Annotated in this window: 19 protein-coding genes; 9 read left to right on the top strand and 10 right to left on the bottom strand. The window is 73.4% G+C overall.

Annotated elements, in window-relative coordinates; translation table 11 throughout:
- Positions 1 to 59 precede the first annotated feature (59 nt).
- The 3 genes from ACFPIJ_RS35235 to ACFPIJ_RS35225 all read left to right on the top strand — a co-directional run bounded on the left by ACFPIJ_RS35235 (position 60) and on the right by ACFPIJ_RS35225 (position 2,361).
- Positions 60 to 335 (top strand): HPr family phosphocarrier protein, encoded by a 276-nt coding sequence (locus ACFPIJ_RS35235; protein WP_380121761.1) that lies wholly within the window; start codon positions 60 to 62, stop codon positions 333 to 335.
- On the top strand, positions 328 to 1,965 hold the full coding sequence (ptsP, locus tag ACFPIJ_RS35230) for a phosphoenolpyruvate--protein phosphotransferase (RefSeq protein ID WP_380121759.1): 1,638 nt from the start codon (positions 328 to 330) through the stop codon (positions 1,963 to 1,965). Before ACFPIJ_RS35235 ends, ptsP begins: the two co-directional genes overlap by 8 nt.
- A 216-nt stretch (positions 1,966 to 2,181) precedes the next feature.
- Positions 2,182 to 2,361, top strand: a complete 180-nt coding sequence (locus ACFPIJ_RS35225) for a hypothetical protein (protein WP_380121758.1) — start codon at positions 2,182 to 2,184, stop codon at positions 2,359 to 2,361.
- Between the two features lie 19 nt (positions 2,362 to 2,380).
- Here the strand turns inward: ACFPIJ_RS35225 and ACFPIJ_RS35220 are convergent, their stop codons facing one another.
- Positions 2,381 to 3,691, bottom strand: coding sequence for a hypothetical protein (locus ACFPIJ_RS35220; RefSeq protein ID WP_380121756.1), 1,311 nt, complete (start codon positions 3,689 to 3,691; stop codon positions 2,381 to 2,383).
- Between the two features lie 115 nt (positions 3,692 to 3,806).
- Positions 3,807 to 4,352, bottom strand: a complete 546-nt coding sequence (locus ACFPIJ_RS35215; protein WP_380121754.1) for a GNAT family N-acetyltransferase — start codon at positions 4,350 to 4,352, stop codon at positions 3,807 to 3,809.
- A 118-nt stretch (positions 4,353 to 4,470) separates the two neighbouring features.
- Here ACFPIJ_RS35215 and ACFPIJ_RS35210 point away from each other — a divergent pair, with 118 nt between their 5' ends.
- Entirely contained in the window at positions 4,471 to 5,337 is an 867-nt protein-coding gene (locus ACFPIJ_RS35210) for a hypothetical protein (RefSeq protein WP_380121752.1), read from the top strand.
- A gap of 183 nt (positions 5,338 to 5,520) precedes the next feature.
- On the opposite strand, the gene ACFPIJ_RS35205 is transcribed toward ACFPIJ_RS35210, so the two are convergent.
- The 5 genes from ACFPIJ_RS35205 to ACFPIJ_RS35185 all read right to left on the bottom strand — a co-directional run bounded on the left by ACFPIJ_RS35205 (position 5,521) and on the right by ACFPIJ_RS35185 (position 11,506).
- Entirely contained in the window at positions 5,521 to 7,338 is a 1,818-nt protein-coding gene (locus tag ACFPIJ_RS35205; RefSeq protein WP_380121750.1) for an ATP-binding protein, read from the bottom strand.
- 173 nt (positions 7,339 to 7,511) lie between these two features.
- Complete coding sequence (locus ACFPIJ_RS35200) at positions 7,512 to 8,057, bottom strand: sortase domain-containing protein (RefSeq protein WP_380121748.1); 546 nt, start codon at positions 8,055 to 8,057, stop codon at positions 7,512 to 7,514.
- Between the two features lie 83 nt (positions 8,058 to 8,140).
- Positions 8,141 to 9,466, bottom strand: coding sequence for a tetratricopeptide repeat protein (locus ACFPIJ_RS35195; RefSeq protein ID WP_380121746.1), 1,326 nt, complete (start codon positions 9,464 to 9,466; stop codon positions 8,141 to 8,143).
- Positions 9,467 to 9,524: 58 nt separating this feature from the next.
- A complete protein-coding gene (locus ACFPIJ_RS35190) occupies positions 9,525 to 11,129 on the bottom strand; it encodes a serine/threonine-protein kinase (protein WP_380121744.1) in 1,605 nt (534 codons plus the stop codon).
- Between the two features lie 23 nt (positions 11,130 to 11,152).
- A complete protein-coding gene (locus ACFPIJ_RS35185; protein WP_380121743.1) occupies positions 11,153 to 11,506 on the bottom strand; it encodes an MmcQ/YjbR family DNA-binding protein in 354 nt (117 codons plus the stop codon).
- A 57-nt stretch (positions 11,507 to 11,563) separates the two neighbouring features.
- Between ACFPIJ_RS35185 and ACFPIJ_RS35180 the strand changes: the two genes are divergently transcribed.
- On the top strand, positions 11,564 to 11,950 hold the full coding sequence (locus ACFPIJ_RS35180) for a hypothetical protein (protein ID WP_380121741.1): 387 nt from the start codon (positions 11,564 to 11,566) through the stop codon (positions 11,948 to 11,950).
- Between the two features lie 23 nt (positions 11,951 to 11,973).
- The gene (locus ACFPIJ_RS35175; RefSeq protein WP_380122084.1) at positions 11,974 to 15,261 is read left to right on the top strand and encodes a BTAD domain-containing putative transcriptional regulator; all 3,288 of its coding nucleotides are present in this window, start codon (positions 11,974 to 11,976) and stop codon (positions 15,259 to 15,261) included.
- Positions 15,262 to 15,303: 42 nt separating this feature from the next.
- Here the strand turns inward: ACFPIJ_RS35175 and ACFPIJ_RS35170 are convergent, their stop codons facing one another.
- The gene (locus ACFPIJ_RS35170) at positions 15,304 to 18,231 is read right to left on the bottom strand and encodes a glycoside hydrolase family 48 protein (RefSeq protein WP_380121739.1); all 2,928 of its coding nucleotides are present in this window, start codon (positions 18,229 to 18,231) and stop codon (positions 15,304 to 15,306) included.
- A gap of 345 nt (positions 18,232 to 18,576) precedes the next feature.
- Here ACFPIJ_RS35170 and ACFPIJ_RS35165 point away from each other — a divergent pair, with 345 nt between their 5' ends.
- Entirely contained in the window at positions 18,577 to 19,161 is a 585-nt protein-coding gene (locus ACFPIJ_RS35165) for an SPW repeat protein (protein ID WP_380121736.1), read from the top strand.
- 95 nt (positions 19,162 to 19,256) lie between these two features.
- Positions 19,257 to 20,369, top strand: a complete 1,113-nt coding sequence (locus ACFPIJ_RS35160) for an acyltransferase family protein (RefSeq protein ID WP_380121733.1) — start codon at positions 19,257 to 19,259, stop codon at positions 20,367 to 20,369.
- Here the strand turns inward: ACFPIJ_RS35160 and ACFPIJ_RS35155 are convergent, their stop codons facing one another.
- Positions 20,370 to 21,698: a hypothetical protein gene (locus tag ACFPIJ_RS35155; RefSeq protein ID WP_380121731.1), complete on the bottom strand. Its 1,329-nt coding sequence runs from the start codon at positions 21,696 to 21,698 to the stop codon at positions 20,370 to 20,372. It lies immediately after the preceding gene.
- Between the two features lie 183 nt (positions 21,699 to 21,881).
- Here ACFPIJ_RS35155 and ACFPIJ_RS35150 point away from each other — a divergent pair, with 183 nt between their 5' ends.
- Positions 21,882 to 23,786, top strand: coding sequence for an endonuclease/exonuclease/phosphatase family protein (locus ACFPIJ_RS35150; RefSeq protein ID WP_380121728.1), 1,905 nt, complete (start codon positions 21,882 to 21,884; stop codon positions 23,784 to 23,786).
- Between the two features lie 6 nt (positions 23,787 to 23,792).
- Here the strand turns inward: ACFPIJ_RS35150 and ACFPIJ_RS35145 are convergent, their stop codons facing one another.
- The gene (locus tag ACFPIJ_RS35145; RefSeq protein WP_380121726.1) at positions 23,793 to 24,308 is read right to left on the bottom strand and encodes a DinB family protein; all 516 of its coding nucleotides are present in this window, start codon (positions 24,306 to 24,308) and stop codon (positions 23,793 to 23,795) included.
- Positions 24,309 to 24,318 lie beyond the last annotated feature (10 nt).

Raw genomic sequence — 24,318 nt, 5'->3', positions numbered from 1 at the left:
CGCGGGCGCTGCACCTCGCACCGACCCCCACCCCCCGTACCCGACCCAGGAGGTCGTCGATGCCCACCCGGACCGTCGTCGTCGGCTCCGCCAGCGGCCTGCACGCGCGCCCCGCCGCGCTGTTCGTCGCCGCGGCCGCGAAACAGCCAGTGCCGGTCACCATCCGCACCGGCGAGAAGAAGGCCGTGCCCGCCCGCAGCATGCTGTCCGTGCTGTCCCTGGGTGCGAAGAAGGGCACCGAGGTGACCCTCGAGGCCGACGGCGACGGCGCGCAGGACGCCGTCGACGCCCTCGCCGCCCTCCTCGAGCGGGACCTGGACGCCGAAGATGGCTGACCTGCAGGGCATCGGCGTCAGCCCGGGACGCGCCGCGGGGCCGGTCCTCCGGCTGGCCCCGCCGCCCCCGCTCCCGCCCGCGCCGACGGTCATCGACATCGACGCCGAGCGGTCCCGGGCCCGCGCCGCCGTCGCCACCGTCACGTCGGGGCTGAGCGAGCGCGCCGACGCCGCCGCCGACGCCACCGCCGCCGAGGTCCTGCGCGCCCAGGTCCTCATGGCCGCCGACGAGACGCTCCTGGACGCCGTCGACGCCGCCGTCGACGCCGGCTCGGACGCGCCGCACGCGTTCGTGGCCGCGCTCGCCGAGCACCGCGCCGCGTTCGAGGCCGCCGGGGGATACCTGGCCGAACGGGTCAGCGACCTCGACGACCTGCGGGACCGGCTCGTCGCCGCCTGCCTCGGCCTGCCGATGCCGGGGGTGCCGTCGCCCGGCCACCCGTTCATCCTGGTGGCCCGCGATCTCGCCCCCGCCGACACCGCCGGCCTCGACCCGTCCGTCGTCCTCGGCCTGATCACCGCCGAGGGCGGGCCGACGAGCCACACCGCGATCCTGGCCCGGACCCTCGGCATCCCCGCCGTGGTCCGCTGCGGTGCTGTTCTGGACATTGCAGATGGGGCACGGGTAAGCCTCGACGGCTCGTCCGGCGCTGTCGCGGTCGGCCTGTCGGACGCGGCCGTGCAGTCGGTCAACGACGCGCAGCAGGCCCTGCTGGACCGCCGTTCCGCGTCCGCCGGCCCCGGCGCGACCGCCGACGGCCACCCCGTGGCGCTCCTGGCCAACATCGGCTCGGCCCGCGACCTGCCGGCCGGCGTGGACGTCGAAGGCGTCGGCCTGTTCCGCACCGAGCTGCTCTACCTCGACCGCACCGAACCACCGTCGTTCGAGGAGCAGGTCGCCGCGTACCAACAGGTCTTCGCCGCGCTCCCCGGCCGCAAGGTGGTCGTGCGCACGCTGGACGCCGGCGCCGACAAGCCCCTGCCGTTCCTGCGCCTGGCCGACGAACCCAACCCGGCCCTCGGCATCCGCGGCCTGCGGGTCGCCCGTGCCATGCCCTCCGTCCTGGACATCCAGCTGTCCGCGATCGCCGCGGCGGCCGCGGCCTCGACGGCCGACGTGTGGGTCATGGCCCCGATGGTCGCCACCGCCGCCGAGGCCGCCGCGTTCGCCGCCTCCTGCAGCGACCACGGCCTGCGCACCGCCGGCGTCATGATCGAGGTCCCCGCCGCCGCCCTGCGCGCCGGCACCGTCCTGCGCGACGTCGACTTCCTCAGCATCGGCACCAACGACCTCAGCCAGTACACCTTCGCCGCCGACCGGATGTGCGGCGACCTCGCCGACCTCCTCGACCCGTGGCAGCCCGCGCTCATCTCGCTCATCGCCGCCTGCGCCGCCGCCGGCCGCGAAGCCGGCAAACCCGTCGGCGTCTGCGGCGAGTCGGCGGCCGACCCCGACTTCGCCCTGGTCCTCGTCGGCCTCGGCATCACCAGCCTGTCGATGGCGGCCCGCAGCATCCCCGCGGTCCGTGAGGCCCTCGCCGCGCACACCCACGACGAATGCGTCCAGTTCGCCAAGGCCGCCCTGGCCGCCGAGACCCCGGCCGCCGCCCGGGCCGCAGTCCGCCCCTGACCCCGGCTCCCCGCCGGTCCCGGACCGCGCCGATCCTGCCGTTGCGATGCCCGGACGCTCCGCCAGGCCCGGGATTGTGGGACATCGCGACGGCAGGATCGGCGCTCCGCCGCGTCCGCACCATGGCCACCGGTTCGGCACGTCCACCGGACACGAACCGCCCGCCCTCGTGGCAACGTTGCGGTCACCGACCTCGACGAACGATGGAGCAGCCGCTTGGAGACCGACGATCTGTCCGACCACGGCGTGCTCCGGACGTTCCTGGCCCCGTGCCTGCTCGTCGCCGCCACGGTGCTGTCGCTCGCCGGTATCGGCGTCGCCGCCGCGAACCGCTTGTCCGCCGCTCCGAGCTGCCCCCGCGTCGGCTCCCCGACGACCAGACCCACCTGCCCCTGATCCCGGGGTTACCTGAGCACTACGCCGGCGACTTCTCCGGGTCCCAGTTGCCGAGGAAGACCGCCATCCCCTCGGGTGGCTGCTCGTTCGCCAGCTCCCGGCCGTCCTCGTCGATGATGCGTCGCATGACGTCCACCGGCAGGTGGGGGTTGGCGGCGGCCTGACCGCACAGGTCCGGGTCGTCGAAGAGCTCGAGGACCCGGCGGGGCGACAGGCGGGCGTCGACGGCGGCGAAGCCGCGGACCAGGGGCTCCGGATCGTGGCTGAGCCGCTCGATGACCTCGGCGGGCACCCTCGGGTCGCGGCAGGTGAACCCGCGCAGGCGAGGGTCGGGCGACGCGGCGAGATGGTCCAGCCGGTCCCGGGTGAGACTCGGGTGCTGCAGCAGCAGGCCGCGGCTGAGGACCCGGGCCTCGAGGTACGTGGCCAGCACGACATCGGCGGACACCGCGGCGTGGGTCTCGCACAGCAGCAGCCGCACCGCGAAGTCGTCGTCGGTGGCGAGCAGCGCGACGAGGTCCGGCGCCAGGTGCCGGTTCAGCGCGGCGCTGCGGCGCAGCCCGATGTGGGCCGAGGTCGCGCAGCGGCGCTGCACGTCGGGGTCGTCGCTGTGCCGCACCCAGTCCAGCGGCATCAGCCGGGAGTTCGGCCGCACCACGTAGTCGATCGCGGCCCGCTGCTCCTCGGTCAGCTCCGGCCGCATCGACACGGCCAGCCGGACGCTCCGGTCCGGGTCGACGGCCAGCCGTGCGACCAGGTCGGCCGGCAGGTCCGGATGTTCGGCCGCCCGGTAGCGCGTCTTCTCGTCGGCGATCAAGGCCTCGGCGTCGGCGCGGGTCAGCGGCGCCGCTGCCGGCTCCGTCTCCGGCTCGGTCGCGCCCAGGCGGTCGCGGAGTTCGCGGGGCACCCACGGGTTGCCGCGCACCCAGTGCGTGAGCGACGGCATCCGCTCGATCACCCGCTCGAACGCCCACGCCGGCATCCTCGGCTCCGGGTCGTTGGTCCAAAGGCGGGCGTACGTGCGCTGAACGAGCGCGTTGAGGACCCCCTCGTCCGGGTCCTCGACGAGCCGGGCCCGCTGCGCCGGCGGGAGATGGTCCGCGTATGCCATGACGGTGCGGACCTCGCTGTCCGGGTGCTCGATCAGCGCGTCGACCTGCTCGTCGGCCCACGTGTCGCGGCCGCGGATCGCGGCGTCGACCTCCGTGAACAGCTCGTCGGTGAGGCGGCGCAGCAGCTCGGCCGGGATGGCCGGGTTCCCGGCGAGGCCGCGCAACCGCCTGCGGGCGGCCTTGTAATGGTGGTCGTAGTAGGCCTGGTTGCCGAACACCGGCGCCCCCAGTGAGGAAGGTGCCCGCCCCCGTGACGGGCACCGGCTGGCAACGATAAGAAGGGGAAACGCCGACTGACAGGGCCGAATGCCCGATTGACACGTTTCTTTCTGTTCACGGAGGATGAAGGCAGTTGTCCCGCGTGCCGTGGTACGCCACCTGTAGCCGCAGTGGATCGCCCGGAGGGATCCGCGGGTGGTCGAACCGGGCCGCTTCCGTGAGCCCCAGCCGGCGCATGACGGCCCGGGACGGTTCGTTGAGCACCGCGGTCAGGGACCAGATCTCAGTCCTCCCCAGGTTGTCGAACGCGATGGCGAGCGCCGCGCGGGCGGCCTCGGTGGCGTACCCCTGATGCCAGGCGTGCCTGGCCAGCCGCCAGCCGACCTCGAGCTGCCCGGCCCCGGGAAGCCCGTCGGGCAGCGGGTTCAGGCCGGTCAACCCGATGAACGCGCCGGTCGCGGCGACCTCCAGAGCCCAGAACCCGAACCCGTGCCGGTCGAACCGCGCCTCGATGGACTCGATCATCGCGTCGCTTGCCGCACGGTCCAGCGTGGCCGGGAAGTACCGCATGGTCTCCGGGTCGGCGTTCAACGCGGCGAACGGCACCCGGTCGGACTCCCGCCACCGTCGCATGATGAGCCGCTCGGTCCGCAACGTCATACGGGCACCCTGGCACGACGCAAGCCCTTCCGCCCGTAACTCTATCTAGATAGAGTTACGGTTCATGATGAGCGTGACGGGACGATGGGTCGGGCGCGCGGGAACCGTACTGCTGTGGGTGGCGGCCGTCGGAGCCCTGGTCGGGGCGGCGGTCCTGGCCCGGGACGTCGGGTTCGGGGTGCTGCGGCAGCGCGTCGACGTCATGGTCGCGGTCGTGGCGGTCCTGGTCGGCATCGCGGCCCTCCCGGTCGGCCCGGTCGCGGCCAGGGGAGGCCTCGCGGGCGTGGTGCGGGCGGCGCTCGGATGCGTGGTCGCGTTCGAGGTGCTCGGGGTGGCGCAGGTCGTCCGGGTGGTGCCGCCGATCACCGCGGACGGAGGACCGCGGACCAGTGATGCGACGGTCGTGCTGACCGTGTGGCTGGTGCTGCTCGGGCTGGTCCTGGTCGCCGCGGTCCGCGTCACCGGCCGGCACACCGCCGTTCAGTCCGGCGCCGTCGGGATCGCGGCGGCCTGCGGGTTCGCGGCGGCGGCGGTGTGGCTGGGGCTGGCCGCGCTGCTGCCCGGGGTCGCGTCGAGCAACGTGCCCGCGCTGCTGCTCCTGATGGCCACCGGCGGCGTCGCCGCCCACCTCATCGAGCGCCGCGCCCGGGGTGCCGCCGCAGGAACGCCGGTGATAGGTGCGCCCGACGCGGGGACGCCGGTCGTAGGGACACCGGCCGCCGGCGGCAGCACGGCGGCGACCGGAGCCGACGGCACGGACAGGCCGCGCGTCGCTGTCGGTGCCGCCGTCGCGGCGATGGTGACCGCCGTGGTCCTCGCCGCCGCGATCGACGGGCTGTTGCCGTTGAGCCACGACTGGGTCCGCAACAGCGCCCCGCCGTGGGAGGTCGGGGCGCGGCTCGTCGATCCCGTGGGCCTGCTCCTCGTGGCCGGTGTGCTCGCGGTGGTCGTGGCGGTGGGCGCCGGACGGGCCAGGTCCGCTTGACGAGCGGGGTCGGTGCGAGGCAAGGCCCAGGGGTCGGCTGGGTGTGCGCCGGGCGTGTCCGGATACCGGGGTTGTATCCAGGCGTGACCGGCGTGCGGCCAGCGCCCGGGCCGGCCGGCCCGGGCGAGACGTTGGGCCCGCCGCAGCCCGGCCATCCCTCATGAAGCAGACCTGGGCCCGAGGTCACGAACTGACCGTCTGCCCGACGGTCTCGGCCGGCAGGTCGATGTGGATGACGGTGCCGCCCCCCGGGTTGTCCGCGGCGGTGATCGTGCCGCCGTGGCGGGCCACGACCCGCTGGCAGATCGCCAGGCCGAGGCCCGTGCCGGCGTAGCCGCGCCCGTGCGCGCGGTGGAACGACGTGAACACCCGCCCGAGCTCCTCGGCGGGAATCCCGATGCCCCGGTCGGCCACCGTCAGGTGCACGCCCCCACTGGCCGCCGGCGCGGCGGAGACGCACACGTCGGGCTCGCGGCCCGGCGGGGTGAACTTCAGCGCGTTGCTGATCAGGTTCTCGAACAGCCGCCGGATCATCCCCGGGTCGGCGTCCAGCACCGGCAGCGTCCCCGACACCTGCACCAGCGGCGAGATCGAGGCGACCAGCGACGACAGGTCGACGGGGGCGGGCTCCAGCGGCGCGTCGCGGGCGGTGGCGTACGCGAGGAGGTCGTCGATCAGCCGCCGCATGCGCTCCACGCCGGACCCGATGCGGGTGACGACCGCGACGTCGTCGGGGTCGGTGAGCCCCTCGGCGAGGATCTCGGTGTACCCGGAGATGGTGGTCAGCGGCGAACGCAGGTCATGGGCGGCGATCGCGGCGAACGCGGCCAGGTCCGCCTCCCGTTCGCGCAGGTCGGTGACGTCGTACCCGGTGAGGACGGCCCCGATGACCCGGCCCGCCTCGTCGCGCAGCGGGCGGGCGTCGGCGACGACCCGCCGCTCACCGGCCGCACCGACGAGGGCCATCTCCTGAGCCTTGACGGTGTCCCCGGCCAGCGCGCGGGCGAGCGGATGCGGGCGCGGGTCGACGACGTTGGCGCCGGGCACCCACACCGCGTCGAGGTCGGCGATCGTCTGCGGGACACCGTCCGCGCGCCGGCTGCGGGCCACCCGGTTGAGGTGCACGATCCGCCCGTCGGTGTCGCAGGTGAGCACGGCCACCTCGATGACGTCGAGGACCTGGTCGAGGTACGCCTTCTGGGCGGCCACCGCGTCGGCGGCGGCGACGATGCGTTCCCGGGCCCGGCCGCTCTCGTCGAGCTCGGCGTTGAGCGCGGCCGACAGCCGGCGCACCTCCGGCGGCCCGGTGAGGGCGGCGCGGGCGGCCAGGTCGCCGCCGGCCCGCCGGTCGAGCAGATCCTCCAGCGCTGTGAGAGGGGTGAGGAGCAGCCGCTTCGCGGTCCGGTGGATGCGCAGCGCGACCAGCACCGACAGCAGCGCGAGCAGGGCGAGGGACGCATCGAGGACGGTGCTCGCGGTGCGGTACCCCGCCGTCGCCGCCCGTTGCGCATCCTCGACCGCGCCGGCCACGGCCGCGTTGCGGGCCCGGACGGCGTCGAACAGTTCCTTGCCCCGCCCGCTGCGGTCGGCCTCGAGGCCCGGGTACCCCGGCGGCAGCGCGCTGATCGGCAGCGCCACCTGCGCCAGCCACCGCTGCGCCGCCTGGTCCAGGTCGCGGACGAGGACCCTGGTCCGGTCGTCGGGGGCGGCCCGCAGCGCCGTGTCACGGGCGACGGGATAGTCGGCGGTGCCGGCTCGGAACGGGTCCAGGAACAGCGGATCGCCGGTCAGCTGATACCCACGCACGCCGGTCTCGACGTCGGTCAGGTCCTGCAGGATCCGCTGGTTGGCGCGGGACGTGTCCGCGATGCGCTGCAGCTGCCCGTCGTAGACCTCACCGAGATACTGCCCCCCGAGGAACCGCGCGGCGCCGACGGACAGCAGCACGATGACGAACCAGACGAACTGCCGGCGCAGTGTGGCCGCGATCGGTTTCGGCACGCGTGTTTCCCCCGCCGCGTCGCCCCCAGGCCAGTCCTACGCTATCGCCCCGAGCGCGCTCACAGAGGCGATTCACCGGCGCAGGACGGCCCAGACGACGATGTTGTCGCGGTAGTGCCCGCTCGCGCGGTCGAACTCCCCACCGCACGTGATCAGCCGCAGCCCGGCGTGGTTCACCGGCCCGTACACGGCGTCGGTCGGGAACCGGTCCTTCGGATACCGCCCGACGCCGTCACCGCGAACACCGCAACGCTGCCGTCGAGCCGCTCCACCCGAACCTCGTCCCTGGCCACGAGCGTGCCGAGCCGCGCGAACGCCCCGTCCCGCCCCTTCCAGTTGACGTGCCCGGCGAGGACGGCCGGCCCGACCGACCCGGGCGTCGGCCCTCCGGTGAACCACCCGACCGTCGACGCGTCGTCCGGCACCTCCATGGTCCCGTCCCCGAGCAGCGTCAACGCGACCAACTCACTGTCTACGCGCAACCGGGGAATCGACACCCGCAGTGGCGGCGACCCGTCCATCGCAACGGCGGCAGCGGCAGGGGTACGACTGGCGCCTCCCGCTTCCACCTCCGGCACCGCACCCGCTCCGACGCCGGCGGTGGGCGGGGCGCTCGCCAGGCCCGGCCCCTCGGGAGCCGGCCCGGCCCGGCTCAGCCCCGCTGCGGCCAGGACGAGCACCACGGCGAACACCGCCGCCGTCGACCCTCGCACCCTCATCGCCCAAGCGTGCCCCGAAGCCGCCCACCGCAACCGGCCAATCATGCCGCTGCCTCAGGGCCGACCGGACTGGTCCATGCCGGTCAGGCCGCCGGGGTAGACCACAGGACCAGCGGCTCACGCCCGTGGAGCACCGCCATGGCCTCGTCGACGTCTCCCCTCCGGAGCAGCAGCTCGGCCAGGTCGCCCCCGACGAAGTGTTCCGTCGCACGCGGCCGGAGCAGCGCGATCGCCTCATCGGCCCGGCCCAGCTCGTCCAGGAGACGGGTGGCCGCCTGCAGGTCGAAATGGTGTCCGGCTTCCGGGCGGGCCCGCAGCCGGTCGAGCGCCTCCTCCCTTCGCCCGCACTCCGTGAGCAGCAGGATTCGGTTGTGGCGGACGTCATCGATGCCGAACTCGTGCTCCAGCTCGTCGAGGTGGCCCAGCGCTTCCTCGGCGCGTCCCTCCTCGATCAGCATCGTCCACAGCGTCAGCGTGGTGCCCACCTCTGTGGCCGCCTCCGCCCGGATCGCCGCGAGCAACACATCGACCGCCTCGTCGACCCGCCCGTGCCGCTGCAGCAGCGTGGTCAGCGCGATGGCCTCGTTGGTGCCGCCCGAGCCGGCGACGGCACGCAGCACCTCCACCGCCTCCGCCGCACGGTTCTGCCGCTCCAGCAGCTCCGCCAGGCAGTGTGCGGCGTTGTCCGGTCCGCCTCCCGCCACCAGTTCCCGCAGGTCGGACTCCCGGCCGCAGTCGCGGAGCAGCTCGGCCAGATGCTGGCCATGATTCCCCCGGACCCGGCGCAACAAGGCGATCGCCTCGTCCGATCGGCCCTGCCGCTGCAGGACGGTGGCCAGACACTCGGGCGCGTTCGAAGTGCAGGCCTTGGAGGTGCAGGCCTTGGAGGTGCAGGCCGTCGAGGTGCAGGCCGTCGAGATGCCGGGCTGGCGCTCCACCGCGGCCACCAGCGCCTCGAGCTCGGCGATGACGTCCTCGTCGCGCCCCTGCCCGGCCGTCGCCTGAACCAGAGTCTCCGCCGACCACCAGTCATCGAGGCTCGGGCGGAGCAGCTCGATCGCCTCGTCCACCCGGCCGTGACGGCCGAGCAGGGACGCCAGGCGGTGCACCGCACTCGGATCGCCGGCAGCGACATATGGCCGCAGGAACGCGATCGTCTCATCTACGCCCCGGGAGGTCTCCAGAGCGGCGATGATCTTCTCGGCCGCGAGGCTCCACCGACCGGGCGGGGCGAAGGCGCCGTAGATCTCCAGCGCGGCGTCCACCTCGCCGCGGCGGGCCAGCTCCCCGGCCAGCGCCTCGCCGCAGTTCCAGTCGCCCTCACCCGCCTCGGCCCGCAGCACGTCGAGGCGGCCGCCCTCCACCAGCAGCCACGCCACCTGGTGCGGCACGTACCTACCCTCATCCACGAGCCGCACGCTACCGGGACCCCCTGACACTTTTGCCGCAGCAAATCGACAGGAGCGGCTATCTGGACTGGAACGAGCCGGTGAAGGCGCGGAAGGTGGACTGGCCCGCGCTCCAGGAGCCGTCGGCCGCTGTCCAGGACAGCGTGAACTCGCGACCGTCGGCGACGCCGAACAATCGGCGCTGGGTGTGCCAGCCGGGCCCGCCGGCGTAGGTGAACTCCCAGTCGGCGGCGCCACGGGCGTACACCACCGGACCGATGCCGATCGAGGTGTATCCGGTGGGCGGGTCGAGGCGCAGCAGGTCCTGCTCGGCGGCCCGCCAGTAGGCGACCCGGTCGGCCACGGCGGGCGGCGCCAGGCCGACGGTCAGCCGCCGGCCACCGGCGGGGTCGAGGAAGCACACGATGCCCCCGGCGGTGGCGCGGACCCAGTCGGCGGGCCGCCCGATCCGGAACCCGGCCGGGTCGTCGTGCCACACCCAGCCGGCCGGCAGCCCGTCTCCGCCGGCGGCAGGTGACGGCGTACCACCGTGGAGTGGCCCGGTGCCGGGTGGGACCGCGCCGTCCGCGCAGGTGGCCGGGGCGCGGGCGGCTGCCGCCGCGCCGTTCTGCGGCGTGCCGCCGACGGATTGGGCCCGGTCGACGAACCGCGGCCGGCCGTCGCTCCCGTAGGCCGAGACCAGCCCGGCGATCCCGCCGGCCACCAGCAGCACCCCGATCGCCGCGGTAAGGATCCGGGCGGCCGTGCGCCGTCGATCGTCGCCTGGCGCTGCCGGTGCCGGCGCGGCAGCCGAGGACCGGAACAGCCGCATCGTCGCGGCGAGCGGCGCGACCAGGGCCGGCACCACGGCGGACCGCGGCGCTGGGGCGACGTCCGCCAGGAGGACCCGGGCCTGCGCCGCGGTCAGCCGCTCGGCCGGGTCGCGGCGCAGCAGCCCCTCAACGACCTCCGTCAGCGGCCCGGCCAGGGAAACCGGGTCGGGCGGCGACGTGGCCAGGGCGGCGAGCACCTCCGCCGTCGTGGGGCGGGCGTACGGCGGGCGGCCCTCGACACACCAGTACACCGTGGCGCCGAAGGACCACAGGTCGGTCTCGACGCTGGACACGTGGTCGCGGACCCGCTCCGGCGCGACATAGGACGGCGACGCGATCAGCAGCGTCTCCGGCCCGTCGACCTCGTCGTGCAGGACCGCGATGCCGAAGTCGCCGAGCAGGACCCGCCCGTCGTCGGCGATGAGCACGTTGGGCGGTTTGACGTCGCGGTGCAGCACACCCGCCCGGTGCGCGGCGGCGAGCCCGTCGAGCACCGCCAGGCCGACGCGGGCGGCGACGTCCGGTTCGAGCGGCCCGTCCCTGCGCACGACGTCCTCGAGGGAGCGTGACGGCACGTACTCCATGACGATCCACGGCCGCCCGCCGGTGAACAGCACGTCGTAGACCCGCACCACGTTCGGGTGTGCCAGCCGTGCCGCCGCCCGGCCCTCCGCGATCGTCCGGGTCCACAGGTCCGCCTGGCCGGCCGGCAGCCCGGGCATCGCCAGGACCTCCTTGACCGCGACCTCCCGGGCCAGGATCTCGTCGCGGGCCAGCCACACCCGGCTCATCCCGCCCGTGCCGATGACGCGCAGCAGCCGGTACCGACCGGCGACCGTCCCCGAATCCATGAAAGGTGTTCGGAGCCGGCTGCCTACTGGACGGGTCGCTCCTTCTTCGGCAGTTTCGACACCACCCAACGGTAGGACTCGTCGACCGCCTCGAGGACCTCGTCGTCGGGGATCGCGCCGCCGACGGTCAGCGAGTTCCAGCCGGAGCGCCCGATGTACGGCATCACGCGCGCGTCGTCGGGGAACCGGGCCAGCCACTCGTCGGCGGCCTCCCGGGTCGGCGCGCACTTGACGCCCACGGCGTGCCGCTCGCCGTCGGCGCCCAGGAACGCGAAGATCTTCGGTCCGACCTTGACGACCACGTCGCCCTCCCACGGAGAGTCCTGCCACGCACCCGGCTTGGCCAGGCAGTATGCGATCAGTTCGGCCCGTGTCACGCCTGCGACCGTAGCAAAGGCAAGTCGTTTGCAAGTGCGGGCGGGTTTGCTGGGGTGGTGAAAGAAGATCTGCGGCTGGTACGGCGGGTGCCGGCCGGGCGGCGCGCCGTGACCCGGCTCGCGCTCGGGGTGTCCGTCGTCGACGAGTTCCTGTTCGACGGGCTCGAATGGTGGGAGCTCATCGACCCGGCCGACGGGGACGAACAGCCCGCGGCGGCGCTGGCGGCCGTGCGGCCGGGGGAGAACATCGTCCGTCTGGTCGGTCTCGTCGCGCCGGGCGGACGCACCGACCTCGCCGTTCAGGTGCTGATCTCGTTGGTGGACGCCCTGCGGGCCGGTCCTGCCCGTAGGCTCGTCGCGGCGCCTCTGGCGCACGGCGAGGAGCTGCTGCGTCGAGCGGGCTTCGGACCGTTCGACGACGGGTCGTTCGCCGTGGAGCTGTAGGTCTCCCGGGACGGGAGTTTCGCATCCTGCAGATTCGGATCCTGGGCCCGCTCGAGGTCGTCGGGGAGGGCGGCCCGGTCGACACCGGCACCCCGAAGCAGCGCGCTGTCCTGGCGATGCTGACGATGCAGCCCGGCCGGACCGTGTCGGTGCAGCGGCTGATCGACGAGCTGTGGGCCGACGAGCCGCCGGAGCGGGCGATCGCGTCCCTGCAGGCGTACGTGTCCCGGCTGCGCCGCGCCCTGGAGCCGGGCCGGACCGCCCGCGACCGCTCGACCGTGCTGGTCAGCCGCGCGCCCGGGTATCAGCTGATGGTGCCGGCCGATGCGGTCGACGCCGCCCGGTTCGCCGCTGCGGTCGAGCAGGCCCGCACCGGCACCGACCCGGCCGAGGCGTTGCGGGCGCTCACCGACGCCTTGCACCTGTGGCGTGCCGACCCGCTGCCGGAGCTCGGTGACTCGCCCCTCGCCCGGGCGGAGCGCAGCAGGCTGCAGGAGCTGCGGCTGATCGCGATCGAGGAGCGGTCCGAGGCGCTGCTGCGGCTCGGCCGGGCCGCCGAGGTCGCGTACCTGAGTGAGAGCGCGCTCGTGGAGGCGCCGTACCGGGAGCGGCTCTGGGGGCAGCTGATGCTCGCCCTGTACCGCTCGGGGCGGCAGGCCGAGGCCCTTGCCGCGTACGCGCGGGCCCGCGCGGGACTGGTCGACGAGCTCGGCATCGAGCCCGGGCCGGCGCTGCAGCAGTTGGAGCAGGACATCCTGCGGCAGGCCCCGCACCTGACCGGGGCGCAACCGGGCGTGGCGCCGACCTCAGGCGCCCCGACGACGCCCGTCTCGGGTGCGCCCACGGCGCCCGTCTCAGGCGGGCCGGCCATGTCTGTCTCAGGCGCGCCGGTTCCAGGCGGGCCGGCGGCGCCGGTGTCCGGTGCGCCCGCGGCGCCCCTTCATCCCAGCGTTACCAACATTTCCGAAATGTCGGTAACGGGACGAGACCTCGCCGACGACGGCGGCCTCGTCGGGCGCGACGCCGAACTGCGCACCATCGACGAACTCCTCACCGGCACAGCCACCGGCCGCGGCCGCCTCGTCCTCGTCTCCGGCAGCCCCGGCATCGGCAAATCCGCCCTGCTGCGCGAACTCGCCGCCCGCGCCACCGGCCTCGTCGGCACCGGCACCGGCGTCGACGGTGAAGCGCCGCCGGTCTTCCTGCCCTGGGCCCAGATCCTGCGCGCCATCGCCGCCGCCCCCGCCGCCGCCCAGGCCCTCGCCGCCGCGTTCGCGCCGTACGGCAACCTGCCCGCCGTGCTGGACCCGACGCTGATCGAGGCTCTGCCGCTGCCCGCCGCCGAGCGCATCGCCGACCCCGAGCTGGCCAGGTCGCGGCTCTACCAGGGCATCGTCGACGGCCTCTGCCGGCTCGCCGCGCACCGGCCCCTCGTGCTCATCGTCGACGACGCGCACTGGCTCGACGCGCCGTCGACGGTGTTGCTGACGATGTTCGCCAAGGCGGTCCGCCACAACCGGGTCCTCCTCGCCGTCGGATACCGCGAGGCCGAGCTGGCCCCGGACGCGCCCCTCGCCGGCGCGCTTGGCGAACTCCTCGCCGACCCGTCCGCGGTCCGGCTGCCGCTGCAGGGCCTCGGCGCCGACGGGGTCGCCGCGCTCGCGCGGGACGTGACCGGTGCCGACGTGCCGGACGAGACCGTGGCGATGCTGCTGGACCGCACCGGCGGCAACCCGTTCTTCGTGGTCGAGCTGCTCCGGGTCCTGGTCGCCGAGCACACCCTCGCGCCGGAGCACGTCCCGGTGCGAGTTCAGGAAGTGGTACGCCGCCGCCTGGCCAAGCTGCCCGGGCAGGTCAACGCCGTGATCGCGGTGGCGTCGGTGCTCGGGCGGGACGTGTCGGTGCCGGTGCTGCGCGAGGTCGTGCAGATTGACGAACTGGCGCTGTTCGACACCCTCGACACCGCCGTGGTCAGCGGCATCCTGACCGCGACCGACGACCCGGGGCTGCTGCGGTTCTCCCATGACCTGGTGCGGCAGACCGCGTACCTGGACCAGGGGCCGCTGCGAAGGGCCCGGCTGCACGCGCGGGCCGCGCAGGCGCTGCGGGACACCGGCCTGGCGACGGTGTCGGAGCTGGCCGGGCACCTGCGCGCCGCGCTGCCGGTGCTGTCGCCGTTCGACGTGGTGCCGGCGCTGGTCGAGGCGGCCGGCGAGGCATACGAGCAGACGGCCCACGAGCAGGCCTCGGCGCTGCTGGAGGAGGCCGTCGGCGTGCTGCACCGGGCACCGGCGGGGGAGCGGCGCGACGTCGCCGAGCTGGACCTGCGGATCCGGCTCGCGTACATGCACCAGGCAACCGACGGCTACCTGGCCCCGTTCGTGGCCGCCCAGTACGCCGCGATGGAGCCGCTGCTGGTCCGCCTGCGCGGCCGGCCGGTGCTGGACATCCTGCCGGCGCTGTGGGGGTACGCGTCGTTCCACACCGCGGCCGGCGACGTGGCGCGGGCGGTAGCGATGGCCCGCTCGGCGAGCGAGCAGGGCAGCACCGACCCGTGGGCGTCGATCGTCGCGGAGGTGCACGCTGGTGCCGCGGCCCTGGCCGTGCTGGACCTGCCGAAGGCCCGCGGGTGCTTCGAGACCGCCCTGGACGCGCTGCCCGGCGGCGAGCTGCCGGTGTTTCCGATCGCCAACTGGGATCCGGTCATCGGCGCCCAGGCGCCCGCCGCGATCGTCTGCGGCATGCTCGGCGACCACCCCACCGCCGCCCGGCACCTGCGCGCCGCCCGGGAGCGGGCCGCCCGCGTCGGCGAACCGTTCCTGGAGATGTACGTCAGCCACTACGCCGCGTCTGTCGCCGCCGACCGGTACGACGCACCGGCAACCGCGGACGCGGCCCGCACGACGCTGCGCCTCGCCAAGCGCGGCGGGCACCTGGAGTACCAGGCGATGTCGGCGATCCTGCTCGGCTGGGCCGAGGTGCGCGCCGGCGACGACGGCGGGCTGACCCGGATCGTCGAGGCCCGCACGCACCTCGGCGAGGCGATGCGCCGCTTCGGCCGCCTCGAGGCGCTGCACGCCGACGCGTGCCTGACGCTCAAGCAGCCGGCGGAGGCGGCGGCGATCGCCGGCAAGGCCCTCGAGGGCGGCCTGCCGGGCCAGACCGGCTTTGCCGAGCCCGACCTGCGCCGCGTCCAGGCGCTCGCCACCGGCGACCCGGCCGAGGCCGAGGAGGCGCTGCGGGTGGCCAGGAAGCTGCACTACGCGGCCGCCGAGGCTCGCGCCGAGGCGGCACTCGAGCAACTCGCATAGCAGCGGCCCCCGCCGCGAACGACGGGGGCCGCCTTCGATCGCCTATGCGCCGATCAGCAGGCCGTAGTCGGCCATCGCCATGGCGATGTCGGACTGGGCCCAGAACCGGTGGAACGTGAACGTCGGCGCGGGGCCGGTCCCGTTCAGGTAGGCCTGCACGGCCGGCCAGTTCGGGTCGTTCTTGTAGAAGGACCTGATGTCCAGGAACGACTTGCCGGGGGCGATGACGTCACCGTTGGGCATGACGCCGCTGTATCCGGACGGGATGTAGAGGCCCTGCTGGTTGGACGAGGACCAGATGTCGTCGAAGCGGTTGTAGTCGGTGCGGGTCTCCGGGATGCCGACGCCCTTGCTGTCGGTGTGCAGCCAGATGCCGTCCAGGAGCTTCTTGGCCGTGGTCTTCGCCGCGGCGTTGTTCGCCTTCGCGCCGTAGTAGGTCAGCAGCCGGGCGTAGGCGGCGGCGATGCCGACGTCGGTGCCCGTGCTGACGACGCTGACGTGCAGGTTGGTGTTGGCGGCCGGCGACGCCGGGTTCCACGTGGCCGGCGCGCCGGTCCACTGCAGGGTGTCCGGGATCTTGAAGTCGCCGTTCGCGGTGAACGTCGTGTTCGCGATGGCCCAGGAGACCCACTTGTCCAGCATCGTCTTGGCCTTGGCGTCACCGGTCGCGTAGTAGTACTCCGCGACCCGCTCCACCGACCACGCCTGGAAGCCGAACCACTGGTTGGACGGCGGGTCGTGGTAGACCGGCTTCTCGTCGTAGAACATGCCGTAGAACGTCGGCGTGCCGGCGGCCGGCGCGGAGTAGTTGCCGCCGACGCTGTTGGTGGCGCCACCGGCGAAGGCACCCTCGGAGGACTGCAGCCACTGGTAGAACTCGAGCTGCCGCCCGAGGCTGGTCTGCCAGTCGCCCTTGGCCGTCGGTGACTGCGGCGCGAAGCCGGAGACGTTGGACAGCACGTAGGCCGCGAGGGGGTTCTGGTAGCCCTGGTGGTTGTGGCTGGAGCCGATGCGCCACGACCACTGGCCGCCCGCGTCGCCGCCCCACGCGAAGTACCAGTTCAGCAGGTACGCGGCGGAGTCCTTGCCGGTGCCGGCGGCGCAGGCCGTCGACGTGCAGCCGGGCTTCTTGAAGTACTTGTCGTACATCGCGTACCGCAGGTAGTCGCCCATCTTGGCGGCCTTCGCCACGACGGCGGCCACGTCCGCGCCCTTGCCCTGCGCGGTCGCCCACTGCTGCGCCCAGTACGCGGCCTGGATGGCGCGCGCGTCGGCGTCGGGGGCGTTGGTGTAGCGCCACTGCTTGGCCGGGCTGCCGTCGATGAACAGCGGCAGGTAACCGCCGTTGGCCTTGGCGCCGAAGCGGAAGTCCTCACAGGACGGGTGGGCGACGGTCTCCCACACCGACTCCTGCGGGCCGCGCTGGTAGGTGTTGATGTACGACACCGTGGAGCCGGCCTGCGGGGTGCACGAGCTGAAGCCGTAGACGTTGTCGACGTCCTCGAGCCAGTGCATGGCGTACACGTCGGTGTTGCCGTACGTCGAGGTGAGCTCGCTGTACAGCGGATCGACGCCGACCTTCACCGACGAGTCGAGGTGGCCGCCCTGCTGCGGGTACAGGCTGGGCTGCCCGGCCTCGGGCGCGTAGTCGGCGGGGTCGTTCGGGTTGTAGCCGCCGGTCACCTGGTTGGCGTGGGTCGGGATGATGTACTTCTCCATCGTGTCCCAGGCCTTGTTGAACGGGGCCCAGTCCTGCTTCACCCGGCCGTACTGCGCCTCCAGCCACAGCCAGAAGCTGAACGCCTCGGACGTCGTCTCATGACCCCAGTCCGGCGCCTCCACGACGAGCGTCTCGATCGCGTGGTACGGCACGCCCTCCGGCGAGAAGTACCCGGAGCTGTGCAGCTTCTGATACTGCTCGAGGAACCGCTGGACGTACACGCCGCCGGCGACGTCGTCATCGCTCTCGTTTGCCGGTACCGCTGCCGCAGCCCAACCCGAGGCGGTCAGGTTGATCGTGGCGGCGCCGTTGGTGGTGTCCGCGTCCTGGGCGCCGCTGACGGTGACGACCTGGGCGACGTTCCAGTTGGCGGTGGTGAACGTCAGTGAGGTCGGCGATGCGGTGACGTCGGTGTCGCCGGTACGGGCAACCGCGACCGTGACGTTCGCCGAAGGCGCCTGGTTCAGCTTGACCGACAACGGCGTGGAGCCGCCCTCGGGCACGGTCAGCGGCGACGGGGTGGCCACGATCGACGGCCCGACGAACGGGTCGACGAACACCGGCACCGCCGTCGACGTGCCCACCGCGCCCTTGCTGTCGTACGCCTTGGCCTGCAGCGAGTACGCCCCGCTCTGGGTCGGCACGTTGGCCCAGCTGTACGTGTACGGCGCGGACGTGTCCGAGCCGAGCAGCAGCCCGTCGTGGTAGAACTCGACCTTCGCGATCGAGTCGCCGGCGTCGGGATCCGTGGCGGTGACGGCGATCGGGATCGTCGCCGGCGCCGTGTAGCGGGTGTTGGCGGCCGGCGAGGTGATCGTCGCGGTCGGCGCCGTGTTCGGCCCGGTGCAGGCGACCCCGTTGAGCGAGAAGCTGGTCGGGTTGACGTTGGTGCCGCTGTACCCGGCGTTGAAGCCGGGGTTGACGGTCCCGTTGCTGGGCAGGCTGCCGTTCCAGGCGGCGTTGCGGATCGTGACGTTGGCGCCGGTCTGGGTGAAGTCGCCGTTCCAGCTCTGCTGCAGCTGCTGGTTGCCGGCGAAGGTCCAGCTGACGTTCCAGCTCGTCAACGGATCGCCGAGGTTCTTCACCACGAGGTCGCCGGTGAAACCGGTCGGCCACTGGCTGCGGACTGAATAGACGACCGAGCAGCCGGTGGCGGCGTGCGCGATCCCGGCCGGCAGGGCGAACAGCGTGCCGGCGGCCAGGAGGCCGACGGCCGCGGCACGCAGCCGGCGTTGATTCCGGGTGGTCATGTCTGGGGTGCTCCTCGTGAAAGTTTCGGGGGCGGGGAGAGGGCACGCGACAGCGCGGCGGCGTTGTGACATAAGCCAGTCGCTGCGTGTGCCCCGTCGGCTCCCAGACGCGAGGTGGCGCTGATTCTGGCATGGGAGCGCTCCCGGGACAAGCGCCTCCGAATTCACCTATGGTCGCGACGGCTATCGATCCACCTGGAGGTGATGCCCACCCTTTTCGCGGCTCCCATCGCGAACCGGGGTGCGGCGGACGGCGTCTGCAGCGCCGCCGCCGCGCCCACCACGGGTTAGTTCTGCTCCGTTCGGGTTAGAGAACCCTTCTCCGACGAAGGAAAGGGGACCGTCATGACCCGTCCGATCGCGGACCTCGACCAGCACCCGGACATCCTCGAGCTGCGGGCCCGCTACGACCGAGCGGCGGAGACGCCGACCGCGCATGTGACCGACGGCGGGTTGCTGCTAGCCGGGCTCTACCTCGCCGTGTCGCCATGGGTGATCGGGTTCGCGATGTTCGAATCCGACCTCGCGGTCAACAACTTCATCTGCGGGGCGGTCGTCGGCGCGCTCGCCGCCGGCTTCAGCATCGCGTACGGCCGCACCCACGGCATGACCTGGGTGCCGGTGGTCATCGGCGTGTGGACGTTCGTCGCACCGTGGGTCATCCTGGGCGCTTACCCGAGCGGCGGGGCGATCGCGAACAACATCGTCATCGGCCTGGTCATCATCGCGCTCGGCCTGCTGACGATGCGCCTGCCCGGCGTGCGCAACCAGGGTCGTGACCTCAGGGGCGAGGCCCGCGGCGAAACGCGCGGCGACACGCGCGGCGGCGAACGGGGCGGCGAACGTGGCGGCGAGCGCAACGGCGGCGCCAGCGCCGGCTGGAGTGAACGCGGTGGTCGCGGCGGCCGCCCAGGAGACGCCATTCGGTAAACACATGGGTGACGTGCAGTCATCAGCGGTCACATCGGGGTGAATTCTTCCCGGCCTGGCGTGCGCCGGCCGGGAAGACTGGCTAAACATCAAGCGTGAAGCCCGACAGCCGGCTGCCGGCCCTCACCGGCCTGCGCTGGGCGGCGGCGCTCGTCGTGTTCGGCCAGCACACCCTGGAGCTGTTCTACGACCCGGATCTGGTCGCGCCGCGACCGGTCCGGGCCGCGCTGTGGACGCTGCTCGTCAACGGCGGCGCGAGGGGCGTGTCGTTCTTCTTCGTGCTCTCCGGCTTCGTCCTGACCTGGTCCACCCCGCCCGGGGGAGGGGCCGCCGGGTTCTGGTGGCGGCGCTTCACCAGGATCTACCCGGCGACGCTCGTCACCACCCTCCTCGCGCTGCTCGTCGTCGGGGCCGGTCCGGGCCGGCTCGCCGCGCACCTGACCCTGACCCAGACCTGGTTCCCGCAGGCGTCGGTGTTCGCCGCGCTCAACCCGGTCAGCTGGTCGCTGTCCTGCGAGGCGTTCTTCTACCTGTGCTTCCCGCTGCTGCTGCCGGCACTGCGCCGGCTGCGTCCGGGCGGCCTGTGGGCCATGGCCGTCGCGCTCGTCTGCGGCGTCCCGGTCCTCGGCGCCGCACTCACCACGGTGCCGCGCACCCAGGCACTCTGGCTCGGGTACATATTTCCGCCGGTGCGCATGGCCGAGTTCACCCTCGGCATGGTCATCGCGCTGCTCATCAGGGCCGGCGCGTGGCGGGGGCCGGGCCTGCGCTGGTCGTTCGTCCTGGTGGCGATCGGCGCCGCCGCAGCGCTGCGAGCGCCCTACCCGCTCAACCAGCACGCCCTGACCCTGGTGCCGGTCACCCTCGTCGTCGCCGCGGCCGCCCGCGCCGACCTGGCCGGCGTCCCGACCGTGTGGACCCGGCCGCTGCTGCGGTACCTCGGTGAGTTGTCGTTCGCGTTCTACCTGGTGCCCTACCTGACGTATCTGACCTACGGACGCCTCGGCCTGCTCCCGCACCGGGCGCATCCGCTCGTTGCGGCGCTGGTCACGGTCTCGGTGTTCTCGATCAGCCTGCTCGGCGCGATGGCCCTCCACCACGGCGTCGAACGGCCGGCGCTGCGACTGCTGCGCCGCCGCCCACGTCCCGCGCTGCCGCCCGACCCCGACACCACCGTCGAGGCCCCGCTGCCCACCCCCGCCCGATAACTACCCGAACCAGTCGCGCAGCCGTTGCAGGGGCCCCTGCCGCTGCGGCACCGGCGGCAGGACGCGCAACAGTTCCTCGTCGGTGACCGGTCGCGCGTCGAGGGCGGCCCGGCGCAGCACCGCGCGGTCGACGCCGACGCCACCCAGCACGGAGACGTTGACGGTGCCGCGGCGGATGAGGTACCCGTGCAGGTCCTGGATCTCGCGGTACTGCAGGCCGTCGGCGTCCGCCGGGCAGGTGGCGGGCGCGCACGGGAAGTCGAGCCGGTCGACGGTGACCTCGATCCGCACACTGCGCGGCGTCGCGGCGGGGTCGGTGGACTCGAGTGCGATACCGGGCGGGGCGTCCTGGCCGTGCGTTGAGTAGCCCTGGACGTCGACCGTGAACATCGCCCGCCCGGGCGAGCCGTAACTGCCCACCTCCGCCTGGGTCAACGGGCGCAGCGTCGCCGCCGCGGCCCGCAGCTGCTCCCGCGGCACGGACCGGGTCCCGGACACGACGACCAGGTGCGGCCCGGCCGGGACCTGGTAGCCGTGCTCCACGCCGGCGTCACGGTAGACCCATCCGTCGGGTTCCACGGTGCATGCCGCGGTCTCGAGGACCGAGCCCGGCACCCCCTGGCCACACCCGCCGGACTGCTTGACCGCGGTGGCCCGGTCGAACGCGACGATCGTGATCCAGCGCGCCACCGGGATCGCCCGCGGGTCCGTGGGCATGAACACGCCGGTGCCGAGATCGTCGCCGAACCTGTCGCTGGACGGGTGGTACCCGGGAATGCTGACCAGGAACAGCGAATCACGGTCGAGCCGCGCCTGGTCGAGGCGCTCGGACAGCTCCGGCGGGCCGGACCGTCCGGGCGCGGCGAGCATCGCCGCCGCGACGACCCCGACGATCCCGATCGTGGCCAGCCGGGCCCACCACCCGCGCAGCAGCAGACCCGCGACGGCGACGAACGGCAACCCGTTGGCCAGCAGGACCAGCGACCCGCCCTTGCCGAGCATCCCGCTGGGGTCGTCGCTCAACGCCCACCCGGCCCCCCACAGCACGCCGCCGGCCACGGCCACCAGCAGCGCCCACACCACCTGCCCGGCGGTCGTGCCCCCGAGCACCGACGCGGCCGCCGTGCCCCTGACGGTCAGCCACAGCAGCCCGACGAACCCGGCCAGCGCCACCAGCAACCCGACGCCGAGCGCTCCGGTCCCGCTGGTGTAGGCGGCGAGGAACACCAGGCCGGCCGCGACGGGCAGCCCGACGGCGCCGATCGCCCACACCGCCGCCAGCTGCGCGGCCATCAGCGCGGATCGCCGTTCGCTGTCGGCATCGCCCATGAGCACAGCGTTCCCGCGCCCCGGGCCCGACGCCATCCGTCGATGTACTCAGCTCACCTGAGTACGCCCGCCCGTCGTCCGTCCGGCCGGGTCGGACCGGCCGGGGTCCCGTGGTGCGGGGCGGTCCGGCAGAATCGGGACGGTCTCGGCATCGACTGGGTCCGATCACGCGGGGGAGCCGGCATGGATGTCTTTGAGCGGCAGAGCCGCAGCGGGCCCATGCTCGCGTTCGGGACGCTGCTCTTCATCGACGTGCTGCGGGTGTGGCTGCCGTCGACCGTCACGATCTTCGGCCAGGCGGGCTCGACCCCGCCGGCGCACCTGGGCGGGTTCGCGCTGCTGTGGTTCGTGCTGCCGTTCGCCGTGGTGTGGCTGTGGGACGACTGGTTGTCGGACTGGCCGCGGCGGCTGCTGATGAACGGGTCGGCGGTCGGGCTGGCCGGGTGCCGGGCCGCGCTGCTGCTCGTCCACGGTGGACAGCCACAGTTGTACATCGCCTCGGCCGGGGTGCTGTGTGGGCTGATCTGGTTGGTCGTGCAGGCGATGGACGGCGCCGCGCCGGTGCCCGGGGTGCCGGCCGGGATCGTGCTTGCCGCCGCCGGGCACCTGGCGCTGGGCACCGTCGACCTGACCTGGACCGGCACGTGGTGGGCGGTCGTCATCGTGGCGTTGGAGCTGCTGGTGTTCCTGGTGTTCGCGATCCGCCGGCCGTGGGACGTCGGCACGCTGAGCACCGGCTGGTCGACCGCCGGACCGGTGATGTTCCTGGCGTCGGTCGTGGTGCTGTCGCCCGCGGCCATGATGGTCGAGGTGTCCTACCTCGCCGGCGCCCCGGGGGACGATCTCGCCGGGCCCGGCATCGGGGTGTCCGTGTCCGCGTGGCTGGGGCTGCTCTTCGTGCTCCCGGTGGTGGCCTTCTGGCGCGGCATGATCCGGTTGAGCAACTTCATGCCGGGACTGATCATCACCTTCGGTGTGCTGCTGGTGGTCTGCGTCGCGGTATACATGTACGTTCCCGTGCACGGGTACGGTCCGATCTTCCGCCTCGCCGCGATCGGGTTCGGCGCCTGGGCGCTCGGCCGGTGCCTCTCCGTCACCTGGCAGGGCGAGACCTACCGCCCGGTGCTGACCGGCCTCTCGACGCTCGGCGGGATGCTGCTGTTCGCCGTCGCCACGGTCGTCTACTACGCCGCCTACGACCTCGGATACCCGAACCGCTGGGTGCCGGTCGTGGTCGCCGGTTACGTCGCCCTGCGGGCCTGCGCCGTTGCTGGGCGGGGCGAGATCGTCGATGAGCGCGACATGCGGTGGTCCTACGTGGTGCTGTCGACCCTGATGACCGGCCTGTTCGGGCTCATCGGCCTCGGTCCGACGCCGCCCGAGCGGCCGGAACTGCGCTCGGTGCGGCTGGTGGCGTACAACATCCGCATGGGCTTCGGCCTCGACGGGACGTTCGACCCTTCGGCGGCTGCGGCGGCCGTGCGGCAGCAGCATCCAGACGTCGTGGTGCTGTCCGAGGTCGACCGCGCGTGGCTGCTCAACGGCGGCCACGACACCCTGGCGATCCTCGCCCGCAAGCTCGGGATGCGATACACGTTCGCCCCGGCCGCCGACCCCGTCTGGGGCGACGCGGTGCTCACCAACCTGCCGGTCACCGGCCGCAGTTCGGTCCGTCTCAGCGCGGACGGCGCCCCGACCGGCGCCCAGGCGCTCGGCGTGATCGTCCGCGCCGGCAACCGCGAGATCGCCGTCGTGTCCACCCACATCCAGCCGCCGGCGGGCCGCGCCCCCTTGACCCAGGTGCGGCAGATCAGCGACTTCGCGAACCGGTTCGGCGGTGACCGGCCCACGATCGTCGCCGGCGACCTCAACATCGAGCCCGGGGACGAGTCGATGGACGCGTTCGCCGGCTCCGGTTTCGCCGACGCGTTGGCCCGGTTCCGGCCGCTGCCGACGTTCCCGGCGGATCACCCGACGCGGCAGATCGATCACGTCCTGGTGCGCGGCGGCCTCACCGCGAGCGAACCGGTGGTCGGTTCGAGCGCCGCATCCGATCACGCGCCGCTGGCGGTGACCCTGACCTGGTGACGGGCCTCAGCCGATCTCGCCGTCGATGCGCTGGCGCAGGATGTCGGCGTGCCCGTTGTGCCGGGCGTACTCCTGGATCAGGTGCAGGTAGACCGCCCGCAACGACATCGGGCCGCGCAGCTCATCCTCGAACGCGTCGTCGAGCGCCGCGGTGGCCACCGAGACCCGCGACGACTGCCACTCTTTCAGCAGGCGTTCGTAGTCGGCCTCGGCCTCGGCCGGATCGACCTCGTCGAAGGCCGCGTCCTTGGCGTCGGCACGCCGGTACAGGAACGGCACCGGCGTGCCCCGGAAACGCGTGTGGAACCACTCCCGCTCCACGTCGGTGACGTGCCGCAGCAGCCCGAGCAGCGACAGCGTCGACGGGGGAGCGGAGCGCTGCGCCAGCTCCTCGCCGGTCAGGCCGGTGCACTTGCCGACCAGCACCGCCCGCTGCCAGTCGAGGAACCCCTCGAGCAGGGTCCGCTCGTCGGCCACGAGCGAACCCCCGAAGGGCGGCGCCGCCGGCGCAATCCAGGTCATACGGCGATCA

Source organism: Dactylosporangium cerinum (assembly GCF_042653625.1).
In the GTDB taxonomy this organism is placed as follows: Bacteria; Actinomycetota; Actinomycetes; order Mycobacteriales; family Micromonosporaceae; genus Dactylosporangium; species Dactylosporangium cerinum.
Note: the sequence above shows the minus strand (reverse complement) of the source record. Positions and strands in the feature narration are given on the sequence as shown.

Bases quoted from the DNA above. Each gene is read 5' to 3' on its own strand.
- ACFPIJ_RS35200 (WP_380121748.1), bottom strand. From the start codon at position 8,057: ATGAGGGTGCGAGGGTCGACGGCGGCGGTGTTCGCCGTGGTGCTCGTC.
- ACFPIJ_RS35190 (WP_380121744.1), bottom strand. From the start codon at position 11,129: ATGGATTCGGGGACGGTCGCCGGTCGGTACCGGCTGCTGCGCGTCATC.
- ACFPIJ_RS35235 (WP_380121761.1), top strand. From the start codon at position 60: ATGCCCACCCGGACCGTCGTCGTCGGCTCCGCCAGCGGCCTGCACGCG.
- ACFPIJ_RS35155 (WP_380121731.1), bottom strand. From the start codon at position 21,698: ATGGGCGATGCCGACAGCGAACGGCGATCCGCGCTGATGGCCGCGCAG.
- ACFPIJ_RS35165 (WP_380121736.1), top strand. From the start codon at position 18,577: ATGACCCGTCCGATCGCGGACCTCGACCAGCACCCGGACATCCTCGAG.
- ACFPIJ_RS35150 (WP_380121728.1), top strand. From the start codon at position 21,882: ATGGATGTCTTTGAGCGGCAGAGCCGCAGCGGGCCCATGCTCGCGTTC.
- ptsP (WP_380121759.1), top strand. From the start codon at position 328: ATGGCTGACCTGCAGGGCATCGGCGTCAGCCCGGGACGCGCCGCGGGG.
- ACFPIJ_RS35145 (WP_380121726.1), bottom strand. From the start codon at position 24,308: ATGACCTGGATTGCGCCGGCGGCGCCGCCCTTCGGGGGTTCGCTCGTG.
- ACFPIJ_RS35215 (WP_380121754.1), bottom strand. From the start codon at position 4,352: ATGACGTTGCGGACCGAGCGGCTCATCATGCGACGGTGGCGGGAGTCC.
- ACFPIJ_RS35170 (WP_380121739.1), bottom strand. From the start codon at position 18,231: ATGACCACCCGGAATCAACGCCGGCTGCGTGCCGCGGCCGTCGGCCTC.